The sequence below is a fragment of the Streptomyces sp. CLV115 genome, assembly GCF_038448545.1.
Lineage (GTDB): Bacteria > Actinomycetota > Actinomycetes > Streptomycetales > Streptomycetaceae > Streptomyces > Streptomyces sanglieri.
On record NZ_JBCEWQ010000089.1, the window covers coordinates 1 to 18,895 of the forward strand.

Here is an 18,895-nt window from a genome sequence, read left to right on the forward strand (position 1 = left end):
CCGGAAGCTAAGCCTTTCAGCGCCGATGGTACTGCAGGGGGGACCCTGTGGGAGAGTAGGACGCCGCCGAACTCCTTTTACGGGAAAGCCCCGTGTCCTTGTGGACACGGGGCTTTTCTGCGTTCACGAGGTCCTTGCCTCACCCCTGTGCATCGGTGAGCGGTGGCCGAGGGTAAGGTCAGGGGGCATCATTGGCACTTTCTTCACAGGAGGCCCCCGGGTGGAGGTCCAGGAGACTCGGGTCCAGACGGACCGGGTACTCACCATCCCCAACATCCTCAGCATGGCTCGCCTTGTCGGGGTTCCGCTCTTCCTGTGGCTGATTCTTCGCCCTGTGTTCGGCGGCCCCCAGAGCGACGGCTGGGCCTTGCTGGTGTTGATGCTCAGCGGTATCAGCGACTACCTCGACGGTAAGCTCGCCCGCCGGTGGAACCAGATCAGCAACCTCGGCCGGCTGCTGGACCCTGCTGCGGACCGCCTCTACATCCTTTCGACCCTCGTCGGCCTCACCTGGCGGGAGATCCTGCCGCTGTGGCTCACCGCCGCACTTGTCGCACGTGAGCTGATGCTCCTCGTGATGGTGGGAATCCTGCGGCGTCACGGCTACCCGCCGCCCCAGGTGAACTTCCTGGGCAAGGCTGCCACGTTCAACCTGATGTACGCGTTCCCCTTGTTGCTGCTCAGCGACGGAAGTGGTTGGCTTGCATCGCTGGCCGCCATTTTCGGATGGGCGTTCGCAGGTTGGGGTACAACGCTCTACTGGTGGGCAGGAATCCTCTACGTGGTTCAGGTCCGCCGCCTCGTCAAAGCGGATGTAGCAGCCGATTGAGCTCGTTGAAGCGGTGCCGTGCAATGTGGCCGGCCCGCCGCGGATGACCCGGATGGTGCCCCGACGGGCGAAGTCGGCCAGACCGTCGTCTCTTCAAGGAGGACGTTTCCGACATGAAGGCCGTCGTGATGGCTGGCGGCGAAGGCACACGCCTTCGCCCCATGACCTCAAGCATGCCCAAGCCGCTTCTGCCCGTCGCCAATCGGCCGATCATGGAGCACGTGCTTCGGCTGCTCAAGCGGCACGGGCTGAATGAGACCGTCGTAACGGTCCAGTTTCTCGCCTCGCTGGTCAAGAACTACTTCGGGGACGGCGAAGAGCTCGGGATGGAGCTCAGCTATGCCAACGAGGAGAAACCGCTCGGTACCGCGGGAAGCGTGAAGAATGCCGAGGAAGCGCTGAAGGACGACACCTTCCTCGTCATTTCCGGTGATGCGCTCACCGATTTCGACCTCAGCGATCTCATCGCCTTCCACAAGGAAAAGGGCGGCCTGGTCACGGTGTGCCTGACCCGTGTGCCCAACCCGCTGGAATTCGGCATCACGATCGTGGACGAGGGAGGCCAGGTCGAACGCTTCCTGGAGAAGCCCACCTGGGGACAGGTCTTCTCGGACACGGTCAACACCGGCATCTACGTCATGGAGCCCGAGGTATTCGACTACGTCGAAGCCGATGTCTCGGTGGACTGGTCCGGTGATGTCTTCCCGCAGCTCATGAAGGAGGGCAAGCCCATCTACGGCTATGTCGCCGAGGGCTACTGGGAGGACGTCGGCACTCACGAAAGCTATGTGAAGGCACAGGCGGACGTCCTTGAACGCAAGGTCGACGTCGACATCGACGGCTTCGAGATCTCGCCCGGCGTATGGGTCGCGGAAGGCGCCGAAGTACATCCCGACGCGGTACTGCGCGGACCCCTCTACATCGGGGACTACGCAAAGGTCGAAGCCGGCGCCGAGATTCGCGAGCACACGGTCATCGGGTCGAACGTCGTCGTCAAGAGCGGCGCATTCCTGCACCGGGCCGTGGTGCACGACAACGTCTACATCGGACAGCACAGCAACTTGCGCGGCTGCGTGATCGGCAAGAACACCGACGTCATGCGGGCCGCCCGCATCGAGGACGGCGCGGTCATCGGGGACGAATGCCTGATCGGCGAGGAGTCGATCATCCAGGGCAATGTGCGCGTCTACCCGTTCAAGACCATCGAGGCCGGCGCCTTCGTCAACACCTCGGTCATCTGGGAATCGCGCGGACAGGCGCATCTCTTCGGCGCCCGAGGTGTGTCCGGGATCCTGAACGTCGAAATCACCCCGGAACTGGCGGTCCGGCTCGCCGGAGCCTATGCCACGACCCTGAAGAAGGGCTCGACGGTCACCACCGCACGTGACCACTCCCGAGGAGCCCGTGCCCTGAAGCGAGCGGTGATCTCGGCCCTCCAGGCCAGCGCCATCGACGTCCGGGACCTGGAGAACGTACCGATGCCCGTCGCGCGCCAGCAGACGGCGCGGGGCAGTGCCGGCGGCATCATGATCCGTACGTCTCCCGGTGTGCCCGACTCGGTCGACATCATGTTCTTCGACGAACGGGGCGCGGACCTGTCGCAGGCGCGGCAGCGGAAGCTGGACCGGGTCTACGCACGTCAGGAGTACCGCCGCGCCTTCCCGGGCGAGATCGGCGATCTGCACTTCCCGTCCAGCGTCTTCGACTCGTACACCGGATCCCTGCTGCGGAACGTGGACACCGCGGGGATCGCGGACGCGGGGCTCAAGGTGGTCGTCGACGCGTCCAACGGGAGTGCCGGGCTCGTACTGCCCAGCCTGCTGGGGCGGCTCGGTGTCGACGCACTGACCATCAATCCCGGGCTCGACGAATCACGGCCCACCGAGTCCGCCGAGACCCGGCGCTCCGGACTCGTACGGCTCGGCGAGATCGTCTCCTCGGCACGGGCCTCGTTCGGCGTTCGGTTCGATCCGGTCGGCGAGCGGCTCTCGCTCGTCGACGAGCGGGGCAGGATCGTCGAGGACGACCGGGCGCTGCTCGTGATGCTCGACCTCGTGGCGGCCGAGCGGCGCAGCGGGCGGGTGGCGCTGCCGGTCACCACGACCCGCGTCGCCGAGCAGGTCGCCGCGTACCACGGCACGCAGGTCCAATGGACGACGACATCGCCCGACGATCTGACGCGCGTGGCACGCGAGGAAGGCACCATCTTCGGTGGAGACGGGCGTGGCGGCTTCATCGTTCCCGAATTCAGCAGCGTCTTCGACGGATCCGCGGCGTTCGTGCGGCTGCTCGGTCTGGTCGCCAGGACCCAGCTCACCCTGAGCCAGATCGATGCCCGCATTCCGCGTGCCCATGTCCTGCGCCGTGATCTCGCCACCCCCTGGGCCGTCAAGGGCCTGGTCATGCGGCGGGTGGTGGAGGCCGCCGGTGACCGCAGCGTCGACACGACGGACGGGGTGCGGGTGGTGGAGGCCGACGGACGGTGGGTGATGGTACTGCCGGACCGGGCCGAGGCGGTCACCCATCTGTGGGCCGAGGGCCCGGACGACGCCTCCGCGCAGGCGCTGCTGGACGAGTGGGCGGCGATCGTGGACAGCGCAGGTCAGTAACGGTTCTCCCGGTGTGTCCGGTGGCGTCCCGCGGGCGCCCTCGGGCACACCGGTGGGGCCATTCGGCGTCAGCCGTGGCGACGTGCGACGATGTGCGGCATGTCGCAGCAGCCCCCCGATCGGAGTACCGCCTCGCCCCCCGCGCGCCCCGACGCGTCCATGTCGCTGCTGACCAACGTGATGGACCACAGCCTGGACGACGGATACGCCGAGGCGTCGGCGCGTCGCAAGGCCGACGGGAGCGCGGGGCTGCCCCGTACGCTCAAGTCGAAACTCGGGTTCGCCGCGTGTCTGGTGCTGGCCGCCCTGGTCGTCACGCTGGGGGCCGCGGAGGCACGTGTCTCGGCGCCGGTCCTCGCCAAGGAGCGCCAGGAGCTGATCGGTCGCATCGACGACGAGACCGCGGCGGCCGACAGCCTTGAGGCACAGGTGGACGAGCTCCGGGGCGACGTGGGCAGGCGGCAGCGCAAGGCGCTGGAGAAGCACGGCGGGGACCAGGGGGAGCGGGTGGCACTGCTCGCCGGGGCGACCGCGGTCGAAGGGCCCGGAGTGAAGCTCGTCATCGACGACGCCAAGGACACCGCCCAGGGCGGCGGCGGGCCGAGGGAGAGCAGCGGATTCTCCGATACCGGACGGGTCCGCGACCGTGACCTCCAGCGGGTCGTCAACGGCCTGTGGCAGTCCGGCGCCGAGGCCGTCGCGATCAACGGACAGCGTCTTACGGCCCTGTCGGCGATCCGCGCGGCGGGCGACGCCATACTGGTCGACAACAGACCGCTCGTTCCGCCGTACACGGTGCTGGCGGTGGGGAACGGGAAGCATCTCGGCACGGCGTTCCAGGACAGCGCCGACGGCCGGTACCTCCAGGCGCTCAAGGACACCTTCGACATCCGGACGAGCCTGTCCGTGCAGCAGAAGCTGAGCCTTCCGGTCGCGCCGAGCCTGATCGTACGTACAGCAGAGCCTTATAAGGCCGCAGACACCGGCAGTGGTGCGGCAGACACAGGGAAGGGCACATCGTGATCGCCGTACTGGGCCTCGTCGTGGGAGTCGTGGTCGGACTGTTGGTCCGGCCCGAGGTGCCGGCGGTGGTCGAGCCCTATCTCCCGATCGCCGTCGTGGCCGCCCTCGACGCCGTCTTCGGTGGACTGCGCGCCATGCTCGACGGGATCTTTGTCGACAAGGTGTTCGTCGTGTCGTTCCTCTCGAACGTCGTGGTGGCCGCGCTGATCGTCTTCCTGGGCGACAAACTGGGCGTCGGGGCGCAGCTCTCCACCGGTGTGGTGGTCGTGCTCGGGATCCGGATCTTCTCCAACGCCGCGGCCATCCGCCGGCACGTCTTCCGGGCCTGAGGCCGATGAACAACGAAGAACTTCCCGACGGGTCCGAACACGCCGGAGAGCGGACGGCGGGCCCCGCGAAGGAGCTCACCGGCCGTCAGCGGCTGGTCGCCGGTCTGTGGCCGCCGCGGGTGACGCGTGCCCAACTCATCGTCGCGCTGCTGCTGTTCGTACTCGGTCTCGGACTGGCCATCCAGGTGAGGTCCAACAGTGACAACAGCGCGCTGCGGGGCGCCCGCCAGGAGGACCTGGTACGGATCCTCGACGAGCTGGACGACCGGACCCAGCGGCTGGAGGACGAGAAGCAGCGGCTGGACGCTCAGCGCACGGAGCTGGAGAACAGCTCCGACCAGGCCGAGGAGGCGCGCAAGCAGACGGTGGAGAAGGAGCGGCAACTCGGTGTCCTCGCGGGCACCGTGGCCGCTCACGGGCCGGGGATCACGCTCACCGTCAACGATCCCGGTGACGGGGTGAAGGCGGACATGCTGCTCGACGCGCTCCAGGAGCTGCGGGCTGCGGGCGCCGAGGCCATTGAGGTCAACGGGGTGCGTGTGGTGGCCAATACGTACTTCTCCGGTGACGGCGGAAACGTCAAGGTCGACGGCCGTAAGATCACCGCGCCGTACGTCTTCGAGGTGATCGGCAAGCCCCAGGATCTGGAGCCGGCGCTGAACATCCCCGGCGGCGTGGTGCAGACGCTGGAGAAGGAGCAGGCCACCGTGCAGGTCGAGCAGGCCGACGACATCGTCGTCGACGCCTTGCGACCGGCGAAGCAGCCTGACTACGCTCGGTCGTCGTCCCCGTGATGCGGCGTCGCGGAAGGGGCGAAGGAGACGGGCACAAGGTTGCGGGGGGTCGCCGCATCGTATTGGTGGTGCGTGGTGGAAACTGTCGAGTGGATACGGACGTTGTGAAGATGTCCGGGTCGGCAGGTGTGTTCATTCAGGGTTCGTCCTGCCCCACGGGCGGGTCTATTTCGGTCAAGGGGAAGCGCCCGTGAAGTTGTTTGGGAAGTTGTTCGGAAAGAGCGCTCGCGACGAGGCCGCCCGCCATCGCGCACCGCGCCATGGCCAGGCGGAGGAGCAGGGCACGGATCGTCCGCTCTTCCGTGATCAGGTGTCGGGTACGGGCAGTGACAATTCGGGAGCATCCGGCGCGTCGTCTGTTGACCCTGCCGGTCCCGGCCGCATAGGTTTCGGAGAATCGTCGACCTCGAGTTCGGGTGGAGAGTTCGCCCCCAGGCAGGAGGGTTCGTCCATGCCGGTCTGTACGAGGTGCGGGCATCGCAATGCCGAGGACAGTCGTTTCTGCTCCAACTGCGGCGCGCCGCTGCGGGGCGGGATTCCCGAGCGTGCCTCGGAGACGACCTCGACCATCTCGATCTCCGGTCTTGAGGCGTACGAGGCGGAGGTCACCGGGCAGACGGCGGTGCCGTCCCTCTCGCCCGAGGCCCAGGCGGCGGTCGACGCCCTTCCGCTCGGCTCGGCGCTCCTGGTGGTGCGCCGCGGTCCGAACTCGGGCAGCCGCTTCCTGCTGGACGGTGAGCTGACCACGGCCGGCCGTCACCCGCAGAGCGACATCTTCCTCGACGACGTGACGGTGTCGCGGCGGCACGTGGAGTTCCGCAGGAGCCCCGACGGCAGCTTCACGGTCGGCGACGTGGGCAGCCTGAACGGCACCTACGTCAACCGTGAGCGCATCGACTCCGTCGCCCTGTCCAACGGCGACGAAGTGCAGATCGGCAAGTACCGGCTGGTCTTCTACGCGAGCCAGCGCGGCATCTGACCCGTCAGGGAAGGTCCATGCTGAGAACACCGACGGGCGGTGCCGTGGCCGGCACCGCCACCGCCGACGACCGCCCGATGAGCATCGGCACGGTGCTCCTGCGGCTGCGGGAAGAGTTCCCCGAGGTCACGATCTCCAAGATTCGCTTCCTGGAGGCCGAAGGGCTCGTCGAACCGCAGCGGACCCCTTCCGGCTACCGCAAGTTCCGCGGCGCCGACGTGGAGCGGCTGGCGCAGGTGCTGCGCATGCAGCGGGACCACTACCTCCCGCTGAAGGTCATCCGTGAGCATCTGGATGCCCTGGCCCGTGGTGAACAGGCCGCCCTGCCCTCCGGGGGCGGCCCGCGGGACCTGACCGGCGGCGGCTGGGACGCGGAGCCCGGACGGCCCACCGCGGCCCGGATCGGCCGTGCCGAGCTGCTGGCGGCCGCCGAGGCCACCGAGAGCGACCTCGACGAGTGGGAGTCGTACGGACTGGTGGTTCCGACCGCCGAGGGCGGATACGACGCAGGGATGGTCACCGTGGCCAAGCTTGTGGCGGATCTGGGCAGGTTCGGTCTGGAGCCGCGTCACCTGCGTGCCATGCGGGCCGCTGCGGATCGCGAGGTCGGGCTCATCGAGCAGGTGGTCGCACCCTTGCGGCGGCACCGGAATCCGCAGACCAGAGCCCATGCGGAGGCCACTGCGAAAGAACTCGCGGAGCTGTCCGTGAGGCTTCATTCGGCCCTTGTACAGAGCGCCCTGCACATCCGGCTCCACTGATCGCGCCGGTGCCCGACTACCCAAACCTGCCGGGCACGTCCTAGGGTTGCTGTGTGAACGAGCTCGACGTTGTGGGTGTCCGGGTGGAAATGCCCTCCAACCAACCGATCGTGCTCCTGCGTGAAGTGGGAGGCGACCGGTACCTCCCCATTTGGATCGGTCCTGGTGAGGCGACCGCGATCGCCTTCGCCCAGCAGGGCATGGCTCCGGCCAGGCCGCTGACCCATGATCTCTTCAAGGATGTGCTTGAGGCCGTCGGCCAGGAGCTCACCGAGGTCCGCATCACGGACCTGCGGGAAGGGGTCTTCTACGCGGAGCTGGTCTTCGCCAGCGGGGTCGAGGTGAGCGCACGGCCGTCCGACGCCATAGCGCTCGCATTGCGCACCGGCACGCCGATCTACGGCAGTGACGGGGTGCTCGACGACGCCGGTATCGCCATCCCGGACGAGCAGGAGGACGAGGTGGAGAAATTCCGCGAGTTCCTCGATCAGATCTCCCCGGAGGATTTCGGCACCAACAGTCAATGACCGTCCTTCGGGGGTAGCCGTCAGCGCATCCGGCAAGCCTTTCCCGCTCGGGAGACACGGGAAACCACCCTCAGGGTGATTATCACTCGGCGTGCCGAGTGTGGCGATCGTTGACGCACCCCGAGTGACTGCCTACCTTCGAGATGGCAGGTCAAGGACGGAGGTCGGCGTGAGAAGCAGCGGCGACGGTACGGCAGCGGGTGGGCCGTATCCGCAGCAGGGGAGTACAGCCGACCACACCATCATGCAACCGGTTCAACCGGCGGCGGTGGCGGGGGACGAAGTGGCATCGGCCAACGACATCGGCTATCGCGGGCCGACCGCCTGTGCGGCCGCCGGGATCACATACCGGCAGCTCGACTACTGGGCGCGTACGGGCCTGGTGGAGCCGAGTGTGCGTCCGGCGTACGGCTCCGGGACACAGCGCCTCTACAGCTTCCGGGACGTCGTCCTGCTGAAGATCGTGAAGCGTTTCCTGGACACCGGTGTGGCTCTCCAGAACATCCGCACCACGGTTCAGCATCTGCGGGCCCGCGGATTCCAGGACCTTGAGCGGATGACGCTGATGAGCGACGGGGCGACGGTCTACGAGTGCTCCTCGCCCGACGAGGTCGTCAGTCTGCTCCAGGGCGGCCAGGGGGTCTTCGGCATCGCGGTGGGAGTGGTGTGGCAGGACGTGGACGCCGCGCTCTCGCAGCTGCACGGCGAGCGGGTGGACACCGGCGAGACCCTCATCGGGAACAACCCCACCGATGAGCTTGCGCGGCGGCGCAATCGCGCCGGCTGACACGGCCGAGGGTTCGGGCGCGGCGATTGTCAGTGCCGTAGGGCAGCATCGATTGATGTGAGAGCCGCGCCCACCATCCTGCATCTGGACATGGATGCCTTCTACGCCTCTGCGGAGCAGGCGGCGAAGCCGAGCCTGCGCGGCAAGCCGGTGGTGGTGGGCGGGCTCGGGCCGCGCGGAGTGGTCGCCACCGCGTCGTACGAGGCGCGTCGCTTCGGGGTGCACTCGGCGATGCCGACGGCGCAGGCGCGGCGGCTGGCGCCCAATGCGGCCTATCTGGTGCCGCGCTTCCAGCTCTACCGGACCGTGAGCGACCAGGTGATGGAGCTGCTGGCACGGCTCTCCCCGCTGGTGGAGCCCCTCAGCCTGGACGAGGCCTTCGTGGACCTGGAGGCCGGGGGGACGGCCGATGACACGGCCTCGGCGCTGGAGATCGGCGCGCAGCTGCGTACGGCCATCAAGGCGGTCACCGGGCTCACCGGATCGGTCGGGCTCGCCGGTTCCAAGATGCTGGCCAAGATCGCCTCGGAGGAGGCGAAGCCGAACGGCCTGCTGCTCATAGAGCCGGGCACGGAGCGGGCGCTGCTCGCGCCCATGTCGGTGCGGATCCTCCCCGGTGTCGGGCCGGCGACGGCGGATCATCTGCGCCGTGCCGGGATGACGACGGTCGACGACCTGGTCGAGGCGGGTGAGGACGAGCTGGTGCGCCTGCTGGGGAAGGCGCACGGGAGCTCGCTGCACCGGATGGCGTTCGGGTACGACGACCGGCCGGTGGTCGCGGAGCGGGACGCCAAGTCGGTGTCGGTCGAGGACACCTTCGACGCCGACCTGCACGACCGGGTGCGGATCAGGACCGAGGTCGAGCGGCTGGCCGACCGCTGCGTGCAGCGGCTGCGGGGCGCGGGGCGGTCCGGGCGCACGGTGGTGCTGAAGGTGCGCCGGTACGACTTCTCGACGCTCACGAGGTCCGAGACGCTCCGTGGGCCCACGGACGACCCCACGGTGGTCCGTGAGGCCTCCGCACGGCTCCTGGAGGCCGTTGACACCACCGGGGGCGTCCGGCTCCTCGGAGTGGGTGTGACGGGGCTTGCCGACTACACACAGGAGGACCTCTTCGCCCAGGCCGCCGGCGAGCGCGCCGCGGCAGAGGAGCCGGCCGGGGAATCTGCCGGGGAGCCGGCGGCGGGGACGGCACCGGCGGGGGACGAGATCGCCGAGCCGCCCGGCGATCCCAGGGCGGAGGTCCCGGAGAGTGCCGAGCAGCGCGCGGCACGGCGCTGGCCCGCCGGACACGACGTGCACCACGAGACGTACGGCCACGGCTGGGTGCAGGGCAGTGGCGTCGGAAGGGTGACGGTGCGGTTCGAGGAGCCCGGATCGCCGCCCGGCCGGGTGCGTACGTTCCGGATCGACGACCCGGAGCTCCGGCCCGCCGATCCGCTGCCCCTGGTCCGCGACCCGCAGGACTACTCGTCCTGGCCGGCCAGCCTGCCGAAGTCCCTGTCCGGGCCGGTCTCCTCCGGCGCGGAGTCCAGTCCGTAGTGCCGGTAGAGCTGGAGCTCCTGTTCCGGTGAGAGGTGGCGGCCGACACCAAAGTCCGGCGCGTCCTTGATCAGGGCACGGTCGAAGGGGATGCGGAGCGTGTCCTCCACGAATTCGCTGGGTTCCAGGGGGACGAACGCGTCCCGGCTGAAGAGTCCGGTACGTACGGCCGCCCACTCGGGCACACCGGTCGCGTCGTCGAGATACACCTCGTCCACGGTTCCGATCTTGGTGCCCTTGCGGTCGAACGCCTTGCGGCCGATCAGGCTGCGCGGATCGATGTCGGTCTGCACGGTCCCTCCCACTGGTCGCGGCTACTCCACTAGCACTACAAAAAGGCAGATCCGGGTGGTTGGCCACTCGAGAAATCAGCCACGAAGCCCGCTGGTAGGCTGGTCATGGCTGCTGACCCCGTGCGGGAGAGTCCTCCGGAGCTGATCCGAAGGCGCCGAAGGAGCAAATCCTCCCCGGAATCTCTCAGGCCCCCGTACCGCACGGACGAGGTCACTCTGGAAAGCAGGGCGGGTTTCGTGCGGCCGAGTGCCGGTGCGAGTCCCTCCCTCACCGACGGTGAAAGCCGGTACGCCGCACGGCGCGCCGGTGAAGCTCTCAGGTTGAGATGACAGAGGGGGAGGCCGTTCGGGCACCCGCGCCGTGGTGCCCCTCGCAGGTCGTGACAGACCAGGAGGCCTCCACCATGACCCCCCGTCGCACTCCGCTCTCCCAGCTGGAGCAGGGTATTCCGTTCGAGCAGCGCCACATCGGACCCGATGCCGAGGCGCAGGCGAAGATGCTCGCCCAGGTCGGTTACGGCTCGCTGGACGAACTCACCGCGGCCGCGGTGCCCGATGTGATCAAGAGCGCGGAGGCGCTCGGGCTGCCGGCCGCGCGCACCGAGGCCGAGGTCCTCGCCGAGCTGCGCGAGCTCGCGGACCGCAACCAGGTCCTGGCCCCGATGATCGGGCTCGGCTACTACGGCACCTTCACCCCGCCTGTGATCCTGCGCAACGTCATGGAGAACCCCGCCTGGTACACGGCCTACACGCCGTACCAGCCGGAGATCTCGCAGGGCCGGCTGGAGGCGCTGCTCAACTTCCAGACGATGGTCGCCGAGCTGACCGGGCTGCCGACCTCCGGCGCCTCGCTGCTCGACGAGGGCACCGCGGCCGCCGAGGCCATGGCGCTCTCCCGGCGCGTCGGCAAGGTGAAGAACGGGGTCTTCCTGATCGACGCCGACGCCCTGCCGCAGACGATCGCGGTCATCGAGACCCGCGCCGAGCCGACCGGTGTCGAGGTCGTCGTCGCCGATCTGTCCGAGGGCATCCCGGCGGAGATCGCCGAGCGCGGTGTCTTCGGCGTGCTGGTTCAGTACCCGGGCGCCTCCGGAGCCGTCCGGGACATCAAGCCCGTCATCGAGCAGGCCCACGAACTGGGTGCGGTCGTCACGGTCGCCGCCGACCTGCTCGCCCTGACGCTGCTCACCTCGCCGGGCGACCTGGGCGCGGACATCGCGGTCGGCACCACGCAGCGCTTCGGTGTGCCGATGGGCTTCGGCGGACCGCACGCCGGGTTCATGGCCGTGCGCGAGAAGTTCGCCCGCAGCCTTCCCGGCCGCCTCGTCGGTGTCTCCGTCGACGCGGACGGCAACAAGGCCTACCGGCTGGCCCTGCAGACCCGCGAGCAGCACATCCGCCGCGAGAAGGCCACCAGCAACATCTGTACCGCCCAGGTACTGCTCGCCGTCATGGCCGGGATGTACGCGGTGTACCACGGCCCGGACGGGCTGCGGACGATCGCGCGGCGCACCCACCGCTACGCGACGATCCTGGCCGAGGGCCTGCGCGCCGCCGGGGTCGACGTCGTGACGGGGGCCTTCTTCGACACCCTCACCGTGCGGGTCCCGGGCCGGGCCGCCGAGACCGTCGCCGCCGCCCGCGAGCGCGGGGTCAACCTGCGGCTGGTCGACACCGACCTGGTCTCCCTCGCCTGCGACGAGACCACGACCCGCACGCAGCTCGCCGCCGTCTGGGCCGCCTTCGGTGCGGACGGGGACATAGAGGCGCTGGACGCCACCCTCGCCGACACGCTGCCCGAGGGGCTGCTGCGTTCCGACGAGATCCTCACCCACCCGGTCTTCCACCAGCACCGCTCCGAGACCGCGATGCTGCGCTACCTGCGCAAGCTCGCCGACCGGGACTACGCCCTGGACCGCGGCATGATCCCGCTGGGCTCCTGCACCATGAAGCTGAACGCGACCACCGAGATGGAGTCGATCACCTGGCCCGAGTTCGGCGCGCTGCACCCCTTCGCGCCGGCCGAGCAGGCGCAGGGCTTCCTCACCCTCATCCGTGAGCTGGAGGAGCGTCTCGCCGAGGTCACCGGGTACGACGCGGTCTCGATCCAGCCGAACGCGGGCTCGCAGGGCGAGTTCGCCGGCCTCCTGGCCGTGCGCGCGTACCACCGTGCCAACGGTGACGAGCAGCGCACCGTCTGCCTCATCCCGTCCTCCGCGCACGGCACCAACGCGGCCAGCGCCGTCATGGCCGGCATGAAGGTCGTCGTCGTCAAGACCGCCGACGACGGCGAGGTGGACATCGAGGACCTGCGCGCCAAGATCGAGAAGCACCGCGACGAGCTTGCCGTGCTCATGATCACCTACCCGTCGACGCACGGGGTGTTCGAGGAGCACGTCGCCGACATCTGCGCCGAGGTGCACGACGCCGGCGGCCAGGTGTACGTCGACGGTGCCAACCTCAACGCGCTGGTGGGTCTCGCGAAGCCGGGCCGGTTCGGCGGCGACGTCTCGCACCTGAACCTGCACAAGACCTTCTGCATCCCGCACGGCGGCGGTGGCCCCGGCGTCGGCCCGGTCGGGGTGCGCGCGCATCTCGCGCCGTATCTGCCGAACCACCCGCTGCAGCCCGCGGCGGGCCCCGAGAGCGGTGTCGGACCGATCTCGGCCGCCCCGTGGGGCTCGGCCGGCATCCTCCCGATCTCCTGGGCGTACGTACGTCTGATGGGTGGCGAGGGCCTCAAGCGGGCGACGCAGGTCGCCGTGCTCGCCGCGAACTACATCGCCAAGCGCCTGGAGCCGCACTACCCGATCCTGTACAACGGCCCGGCCGGTCTGGTCGCGCACGAGTGCATCGTGGACCTGCGGCCGATCTCCAAGGCCACCGGCGTCAGTGTCGACGACATCGCCAAGCGTCTGATCGACTACGGATTCCACTCGCCGACCATGTCGTTCCCGGTCGCCGGGACGCTGATGATCGAGCCGACCGAGAGCGAGAACCTCGCGGAGCTCGACCGGTTCTGCGACACGATGATCGCCATTCGCGGCGAGGTCGAGAAGGTGGCCTCCGGCGAGTGGAGCGCGGACGACAACCCGCTGCACAACGCTCCGCACACCGCCGCGATGCTGGGCGGGGAGTGGAAGCACGAGTACAGCCGTGAGGTGGCGGTCTTCCCGGCCGGCGTCTCGGCCGCCGACAAGTACTGGCCGCCGGTGCGCCGGATCGACGGGGCCTTCGGTGACCGCAACCTCGTCTGCTCCTGCCCGCCGCTGGACGAGTACGACAACTGAGTCATGAGCGCGGGGGAGTGACGCGGACATGCGTCGGGGCCGGTTCGGAGATTTCTCCGGGCCGGCCCCAGCTCGTACCGGCCGCGATCAGGCGGCCTTCATCACCCGGTCGGTCCCCAGGGGCCGGTGCGGAGCGATGATCTGACCGTCCGGGAGCAGTTCGCCGGTGTCCTCGAAGAGAAGGACCCCGTTGCACAGCAGGCTCCAGCCCTGTTCCGGGTGGTGGGCCGTCAGGCGGGCGGCTTCCCGGTCGGCTGAGTCGGCGGTCGGGCATGGTGGCTGATGCTGGCACATGGCTGGGTTCTTTCGCTGCGTTGTAGTGAATGTCCTGCGGCTGGATGAGGTGTTCATGGCCGCCCCCCGTATCGATAGGTCCGGTCCCAGTGTTGCCCCACGGGCGGCAATCCGCAGGGATTTCGCAGCAGCACTTGTCCTTACTCGGAGGACGCATCACCCGCGCGGACGGTTCACTGCAACTGCACTGTCACTTCGGGTGGTTCGGGGTGGTCGGACCGGGCTAGTCCGGACGGGGACCGAAGTGCGCCCCCCCAGCGGTGTGCCCCGCCACCAGGGAGGTGACGGGGCACAGTGTTCTCGTACGGGGCGCAGCGGTCTCGTACGGGGGTGCGGTTCTCAGGCCGGTGATCCGAGCAGGGGGCCGGGGCCGGGGGTGATGCGCAGCGTCATCACGCGGAGCAGATCGGCGACCCGGTGCGGGCGATGGGCCGCGATGCCCGGCGGGGCGGGGGCCAGCGGAACCAGGAGATCGGCCGGGGCGAGTTCCCCGCCGGCGGCGTCTGCCTCGGCGTCGCCGTGCAGCCACAGCGCGAGCATGTAGAGCTCCGGGATGGACAGCAGCCGTGGCTGATAGTGCGTGGTGACTGTCTCGGCCTGGCGCAGGGCGAGTTCGGTCGAGGCGATGTAGGGGCCCTCGAAGAAGTGCGAGAACGCCCAGCCGTCCGGAGTGAGCATGGTGTCCGCGGCGGCGACGGGCTGCTCCGCGCTGCGGATCAGGAACCGCCACGCGGCGAGCCGGGTGGCGGGAGCGAGCCCGCCCGGCCCGATCCGCTCCAGTACATGGACGGGGAGCGGGAGTTCGGGGCTCAGTGGTCCCTCGGCCGATCGGAGGGCTGGGGTGCGGGCCTCGCGGACTGCGGTGGGTGAACCGAGTGCCGCGAGAACGCTGCGCAGAGCGGGCGCGGGAGCCGGGGGAACATGCAGCGGCATAGTGGGTCGCCTCTCACTTCGGAGACACGGTGGTGCGTGGGCGGGTGCAGACGTCGCTGTCGGCATACGGGGCCAGAGGAGGCCGGTGACTGAGCCGGTGCGTCAACTCTCTGCCTCGTCCGCGGAGTTTATACGACACGCGTTCACGCGGTGATTCCACTAGCCGTCGCAGCTATTGCCGACAAGGCGGTATCGAGACTTTATTATGCGGAGAATCTGCTGATTTTGCGTCAGCGGCGCAGCCGCCGCCTGGGATTTTTCCCCGGCCGTGGACGGCCGAAACGCGACGGTGTATTCACCATGCGCCAAGATGGGAAACCCGTGCTGCATCATGCCCATGGAATGTGCCTCGGGCGGGCGCACTCAGATTACTGGCTCCGTGGCGTTCACGGGGGCGTTATGGATCACCCGGCCTGGGCATTATCGATCGTGACGCGAGCGGCCTGGGCCGCGGGCCGCCACTTGAGGGAGGGACGCTCCGATGGGGGAGAAGGTCGTGGCGGGCGCCTTTGACCTGTCTGATCGGCAGGGGTACCGGAGGAAGCTCCACCAGTGCCTGGAGGGGCTGGAGCGGCTGATGACGGAGCGGAGGTTCGACCGGCCGCGCAACCTCATGGGCGTGGAGATCGAGCTGAATCTCGCGGGCGCCGACGGCATGCCGAAGATGATGAATGGGGAGGTCCTCCCGCGCATCGCGAGCCGTGATTTCCAGATGGAACTCGGGATGTTCAATTTGGAAGTGAACATAGTCCCGCACCGGCTGGACGGGCGTGTTTTCGACCAGTTGGCCGAAGAGCTCAGGACCGGGCTCGGATATGCCCACCGGAAGGCGGGCGAGGTGGATGCCGGGATCCTGATGATCGGTATTCTGCCCACCCTGCGTCGCGAGGACCTCGTCGTGGCGAACCTCTCGGACGCGGACCGGTACACGCTGCTCAACGATCAGATCGTGGCCGCCCGGGGCGAGGCCTTCTCCCTCGACATCCAGGGTGTGGAGCGACTGGTGTCCACCTCCGCATCGATCACCCCCGAGGCCGCCTGCACCTCGGTGCAGCTGCATCTCCAGGTGACACCGGAGCGGTTCTCCGCGGTGTGGAACGCGGCCCAGGCCGTCGCCGGCGTCCAGATCGCGCTGGGGGCCAACTCGCCGTTCCTGTTCGGCCGGGAGCTGTGGCGGGAGTCGAGGCCGCCGCTCTTCCAGCAGGCCACCGACACCAGGCCGCCCGAACTCCAGAACCAGGGGGTGCGGCCCAGGACCTGGTTCGGCGAGCGGTGGATCGGCTCGGCGTACGAGCTCTTCGAGGAGAACCTGCGCTACTTCCCGCCGCTGCTCCCGATCTGCGACGAGGAGGAGCCGCTGCGGGTCCTGGACGAGGGCGGGGTGCCGCGATTGCAGGAACTGGTGCTCCACAACGGCACGGTCTACCGCTGGAACCGCCCCGTGTACGGCCTCGCCGACGGCGTACCCCATCTGCGGGTGGAGAACCGGGTCCTGCCGGCCGGACCCACGGTCACCGATCTGATCGCCAACGCGGCGCTGTACTACGGGCTCGTCCGGGCGCTCGCGGAGGAGTCCCGGCCGGTGTGGACCCGGATGCCGTTCTCCGCCGCGGCGGAGAACTTCGACACCGCGTGCCGGCTGGGCATCGACGCGGAGCTGATCTGGCCGCGATCCGGCCGTGCGGGCGGGCTCACCCGGGTGCCGGCCGTCAAGCTCGTACGGGACGAGCTGCTGCCGCTGGCCGCGGCGGGGCTCGATGCCTGGAACATCGAGCCCGCGGACCGCGACCGCTACCTCGGGGTCATCGAGGAGCGCTGCAGGCGGCGGGTGAACGGAGCGTCCTGGCAGGCCGACACCTACCACCGGGCGCGCCAGGCCGGGCTCGACCGGCACGCGGCGCTGGCCGCGACGACCCGGCGGTACGCCGAGCTGATGCACAGCGGGGAGCCGGTGCACACCTGGCCGACGGGTGCGCCCCCCATGCCGTGAGCCCGGTGGGCGGGGCCGCTCCGCCCTCCGGCTCATGGCCGTGGCCTCCCGGCCCGGACCGGTCCGGGAGGCCCGGGGGCTACTCCTGTGCGCCGTGGCTGCTCTGGCCGGCCGTCATGATCGCCTGCAGGATCACCACCTGGATCTCGGCCGGGTCGATGACCTGGTAGCCGCCTCCGCCGGTCACCTTCGCTATCTCGTTCACCTCGTCGCGGTCGGCCTCCGGACCGACCGCGATGGCGAGTATCGGCACCGGACGCTCCGGATCGGCGATCCGCTTCAGCTCCGCGATCAGGGCACTGCGGGAGATGGAGAGGTTGTCCTGGTTCGAGCCGTCGGTGAGGATCACGACCGCGTTGAACTTGCCCTTCACGTAGGTCGCCTGGGCGTCCTTGTAGGCGGCGAGCATGGTGTCGTAGAGACCGGTCGCGCCGCCCGGCACGGGCTTCAGCGCCGCGAAGGCCGCGGAGAGCTTCTCCCGGTGGGTGCCGCCGCCCTTCGCCGGATCGCCCAGCCGGTCGGTCGGCATCAGCCTGCGGTAGTCCTTGTCGCCGTCGAGAGTGGTGGCGAACTCCCAGAGCCCGATCTCGTCGTTCGGGGTGAACTGGTTGAGGGCCTGGATCAGGGACGCCTTGGTGACATCCATCCGGGACTGGTTGCGCCCCGGGACGATCGTGGCCATGGATCCCGAGGCGTCGACGACCGTGGTCAGCCGGGCGCTCTGCACCGTGATCGTCCACATGCCGAGGGTCTGCTGGAGCTCCTCGACGGTCGGTGCGGCGGCGGCAGCGGTGGCGTACGGCTGGGGCTTCCTGCCGCCCGCCGGTGCGACCACCGACTCGCCGGCCGTCCCGTCCACGTTCCTGAAGCCGTGCTTCTCCAGCGTGGCCTGCGAAGCCGGCTCGTCCAGCAGCGTCATGAACCGCAGCGCCGCCCGGCTCTCGGGTGTGCTCATGCTGGCCTCGTCGACCAGTGTGTACGGATAGTTCAGGAGCGGCGTGCCGTCCTTGGGGTAGAACAGGTCGAGCTTTCCGCCGCCGGTCGACTCCGCGTTGTGGGCGAACGCGGCCTGCTCGGAGAGGAGCACCGCCTGGTTGTGCTCCGGGTTGCCCGGCTCGGCGCCCGAATCGTCCTGTGCCAGCGTTTCCAGTACCTGTGTGTCACCGTCCGACATGCGCTGTGCGAGCAGCTTGGCGGTCGCCGCGACCCTGGTGTCGCTGTCCCCGCCCTGCTTCTCGGAGGACGCGCCGATGCCGGCGAGTGCCAGCAGGCCGGTGGCGCTGCGCGCCGGGTCGGCCGAACCGAGGCGCACCTTGTCCGACTCCATGGCCGCGGCCGTCAACTCCGCCCAGGTGTACTTCTTCTTCGGCCAGCCGAGGCTCTTGGCCGCGGACGGCACCATCGCCAGGGTCACGGGGGAGGACGCGACGGAGTCACCCGGTGTGATCGGCACGCCGTCACCGGAGCCCTTGGCCCGGTCGAGCCAGAGGTCGGAGTCGGGCAGCCAGATCTGGAAGTCCGGAGAACGGGTGTTGTCGGAGAGGGTGTCGGCGACCTTGTACGAGTCGCGGGCGACCACCGTCACGTACAGGCAGCGACCGTCGGACCGCACCTCGTCCTTGCGCGCCTTGTCGGCGATGGCGCGAACGGCGGGCGCGATGTCCGGGGAGGTCATCATGGACAGACGTACGGCCGAGTCCTCGCAGCTCTTCGAGAACGACAACAGGCCGCCCTGCACCGCTACGGCCGTTCCCGCCGCCACCGCGAGAACGAGCGCGGTGGCGATCGCGACGGTACGCCGGCGGTGCGGCGGCGAACCGTCCCCGCTTCCTTCTCCGGCGTAGTCGTCGGGCAAGCTGTGACGTCCCATGTCGGTGGTGCCCCTCCTTGAGGATGAACAAGGAAAAGGGGGACC

At 69.1% G+C, this 18,895-nt stretch carries 16 protein-coding genes, 1 rRNA gene and 1 riboswitch; of the genes, 13 read left to right on the top strand and 4 right to left on the bottom strand.

The window, feature by feature from the left end:
- From rrf to AADR41_RS26630, 11 genes are all read left to right on the top strand, one after another.
- Positions 1-72: ribosomal RNA gene (gene rrf / locus AADR41_RS42965) — 5S ribosomal RNA — on the top strand; the annotation flags it as partial.
- Positions 73-220: 148 nt separating this feature from the next.
- Positions 221-829, top strand: a complete 609-nt coding sequence (locus tag AADR41_RS26585) for a CDP-alcohol phosphatidyltransferase family protein (RefSeq protein WP_266735556.1) — start codon at positions 221-223, stop codon at positions 827-829.
- A 113-nt stretch (positions 830-942) separates the two neighbouring features.
- Positions 943-3,438: a mannose-1-phosphate guanyltransferase gene (locus tag AADR41_RS26590; RefSeq protein WP_266917398.1), complete on the top strand. Its 2,496-nt coding sequence runs from the start codon at positions 943-945 to the stop codon at positions 3,436-3,438.
- Between the two features lie 99 nt (positions 3,439-3,537).
- A complete protein-coding gene (locus AADR41_RS26595) occupies positions 3,538-4,461 on the top strand; it encodes a DUF881 domain-containing protein (RefSeq protein ID WP_342283931.1) in 924 nt (307 codons plus the stop codon).
- Complete coding sequence (locus AADR41_RS26600; protein ID WP_003970459.1) at positions 4,458-4,790, top strand: small basic family protein; 333 nt, start codon at positions 4,458-4,460, stop codon at positions 4,788-4,790. Before AADR41_RS26595 ends, AADR41_RS26600 begins: the two co-directional genes overlap by 4 nt.
- 5 nt (positions 4,791-4,795) lie before the next feature.
- Positions 4,796-5,584, top strand: a complete 789-nt coding sequence (locus tag AADR41_RS26605; protein ID WP_342283932.1) for a DUF881 domain-containing protein — start codon at positions 4,796-4,798, stop codon at positions 5,582-5,584.
- A 190-nt stretch (positions 5,585-5,774) separates the two neighbouring features.
- Positions 5,775-6,563: an FHA domain-containing protein gene (locus AADR41_RS26610; RefSeq protein ID WP_342283933.1), complete on the top strand. Its 789-nt coding sequence runs from the start codon at positions 5,775-5,777 to the stop codon at positions 6,561-6,563.
- 17 nt (positions 6,564-6,580) lie between these two features.
- Positions 6,581-7,324, top strand: coding sequence for a transcriptional regulator FtsR (ftsR, locus tag AADR41_RS26615; RefSeq protein WP_342283934.1), 744 nt, complete (start codon positions 6,581-6,583; stop codon positions 7,322-7,324).
- A 53-nt stretch (positions 7,325-7,377) separates the two neighbouring features.
- Positions 7,378-7,851 (top strand): bifunctional nuclease family protein, encoded by a 474-nt coding sequence (locus AADR41_RS26620; RefSeq protein ID WP_006123076.1) that lies wholly within the window; start codon positions 7,378-7,380, stop codon positions 7,849-7,851.
- A 169-nt stretch (positions 7,852-8,020) separates the two neighbouring features.
- On the top strand, positions 8,021-8,638 hold the full coding sequence (locus tag AADR41_RS26625) for a MerR family transcriptional regulator (protein ID WP_124718994.1): 618 nt from the start codon (positions 8,021-8,023) through the stop codon (positions 8,636-8,638).
- A 57-nt stretch (positions 8,639-8,695) separates the two neighbouring features.
- A complete protein-coding gene (locus AADR41_RS26630; protein WP_342283935.1) occupies positions 8,696-10,180 on the top strand; it encodes a DNA polymerase IV in 1,485 nt (494 codons plus the stop codon).
- Here the strand turns inward: AADR41_RS26630 and AADR41_RS26635 are convergent.
- On the bottom strand, positions 10,105-10,473 hold the full coding sequence (locus AADR41_RS26635) for a PRC-barrel domain-containing protein (protein WP_124718996.1): 369 nt from the start codon (positions 10,471-10,473) through the stop codon (positions 10,105-10,107). The genes AADR41_RS26630 and AADR41_RS26635 overlap by 76 nt on opposite strands.
- A 113-nt stretch (positions 10,474-10,586) precedes the next feature.
- A riboswitch (glycine riboswitch) is annotated at positions 10,587-10,683 on the top strand.
- Between the two features lie 194 nt (positions 10,684-10,877).
- Between AADR41_RS26635 and gcvP the strand changes: the two genes are divergently transcribed.
- A complete protein-coding gene (gcvP, locus tag AADR41_RS26640) occupies positions 10,878-13,763 on the top strand; it encodes an aminomethyl-transferring glycine dehydrogenase (RefSeq protein ID WP_342283936.1) in 2,886 nt (961 codons plus the stop codon).
- Positions 13,764-13,850: 87 nt separating this feature from the next.
- Here the strand turns inward: gcvP and AADR41_RS26645 are convergent, their stop codons facing one another.
- Positions 13,851-14,057: a DUF5999 family protein gene (locus tag AADR41_RS26645; protein WP_072488625.1), complete on the bottom strand. Its 207-nt coding sequence runs from the start codon at positions 14,055-14,057 to the stop codon at positions 13,851-13,853.
- A gap of 339 nt (positions 14,058-14,396) precedes the next feature.
- Positions 14,397-14,990 carry a hypothetical protein gene (locus AADR41_RS26650; RefSeq protein WP_342283937.1) on the bottom strand — a complete coding sequence of 198 codons (594 nt, stop codon included), beginning with the start codon at positions 14,988-14,990 and terminating at the stop codon, positions 14,397-14,399.
- A gap of 481 nt (positions 14,991-15,471) precedes the next feature.
- Here AADR41_RS26650 and AADR41_RS26655 point away from each other — a divergent pair, with 481 nt between their 5' ends.
- Positions 15,472-16,980, top strand: coding sequence for a glutamate-cysteine ligase family protein (locus AADR41_RS26655; protein WP_342283938.1), 1,509 nt, complete (start codon positions 15,472-15,474; stop codon positions 16,978-16,980).
- Between the two features lie 79 nt (positions 16,981-17,059).
- Here AADR41_RS26655 and AADR41_RS26660 read toward each other — a convergent pair whose 3' ends face one another.
- A complete protein-coding gene (locus tag AADR41_RS26660) occupies positions 17,060-18,850 on the bottom strand; it encodes a substrate-binding and VWA domain-containing protein (RefSeq protein WP_342283939.1) in 1,791 nt (596 codons plus the stop codon).
- Positions 18,851-18,895: the final 45 nt, after the last annotated feature.

Coding starts and splice junctions, on each gene's coding strand:
- AADR41_RS26660 (WP_342283939.1), bottom strand. CDS start 18,850: ATGGGACGTCACAGCTTGCCCGACGACTACGCCGGAGAAGGAAGCGGG.
- AADR41_RS26650 (WP_342283937.1), bottom strand. CDS start 14,990: ATGCCGCTGCATGTTCCCCCGGCTCCCGCGCCCGCTCTGCGCAGCGTT.
- ftsR (WP_342283934.1), top strand. CDS start 6,581: ATGCTGAGAACACCGACGGGCGGTGCCGTGGCCGGCACCGCCACCGCC.
- AADR41_RS26655 (WP_342283938.1), top strand. CDS start 15,472: ATGGGGGAGAAGGTCGTGGCGGGCGCCTTTGACCTGTCTGATCGGCAG.
- AADR41_RS26590 (WP_266917398.1), top strand. CDS start 943: ATGAAGGCCGTCGTGATGGCTGGCGGCGAAGGCACACGCCTTCGCCCC.
- AADR41_RS26605 (WP_342283932.1), top strand. CDS start 4,796: ATGAACAACGAAGAACTTCCCGACGGGTCCGAACACGCCGGAGAGCGG.
- gcvP (WP_342283936.1), top strand. CDS start 10,878: ATGACCCCCCGTCGCACTCCGCTCTCCCAGCTGGAGCAGGGTATTCCG.
- AADR41_RS26645 (WP_072488625.1), bottom strand. CDS start 14,057: ATGTGCCAGCATCAGCCACCATGCCCGACCGCCGACTCAGCCGACCGG.
- AADR41_RS26595 (WP_342283931.1), top strand. CDS start 3,538: ATGTCGCAGCAGCCCCCCGATCGGAGTACCGCCTCGCCCCCCGCGCGC.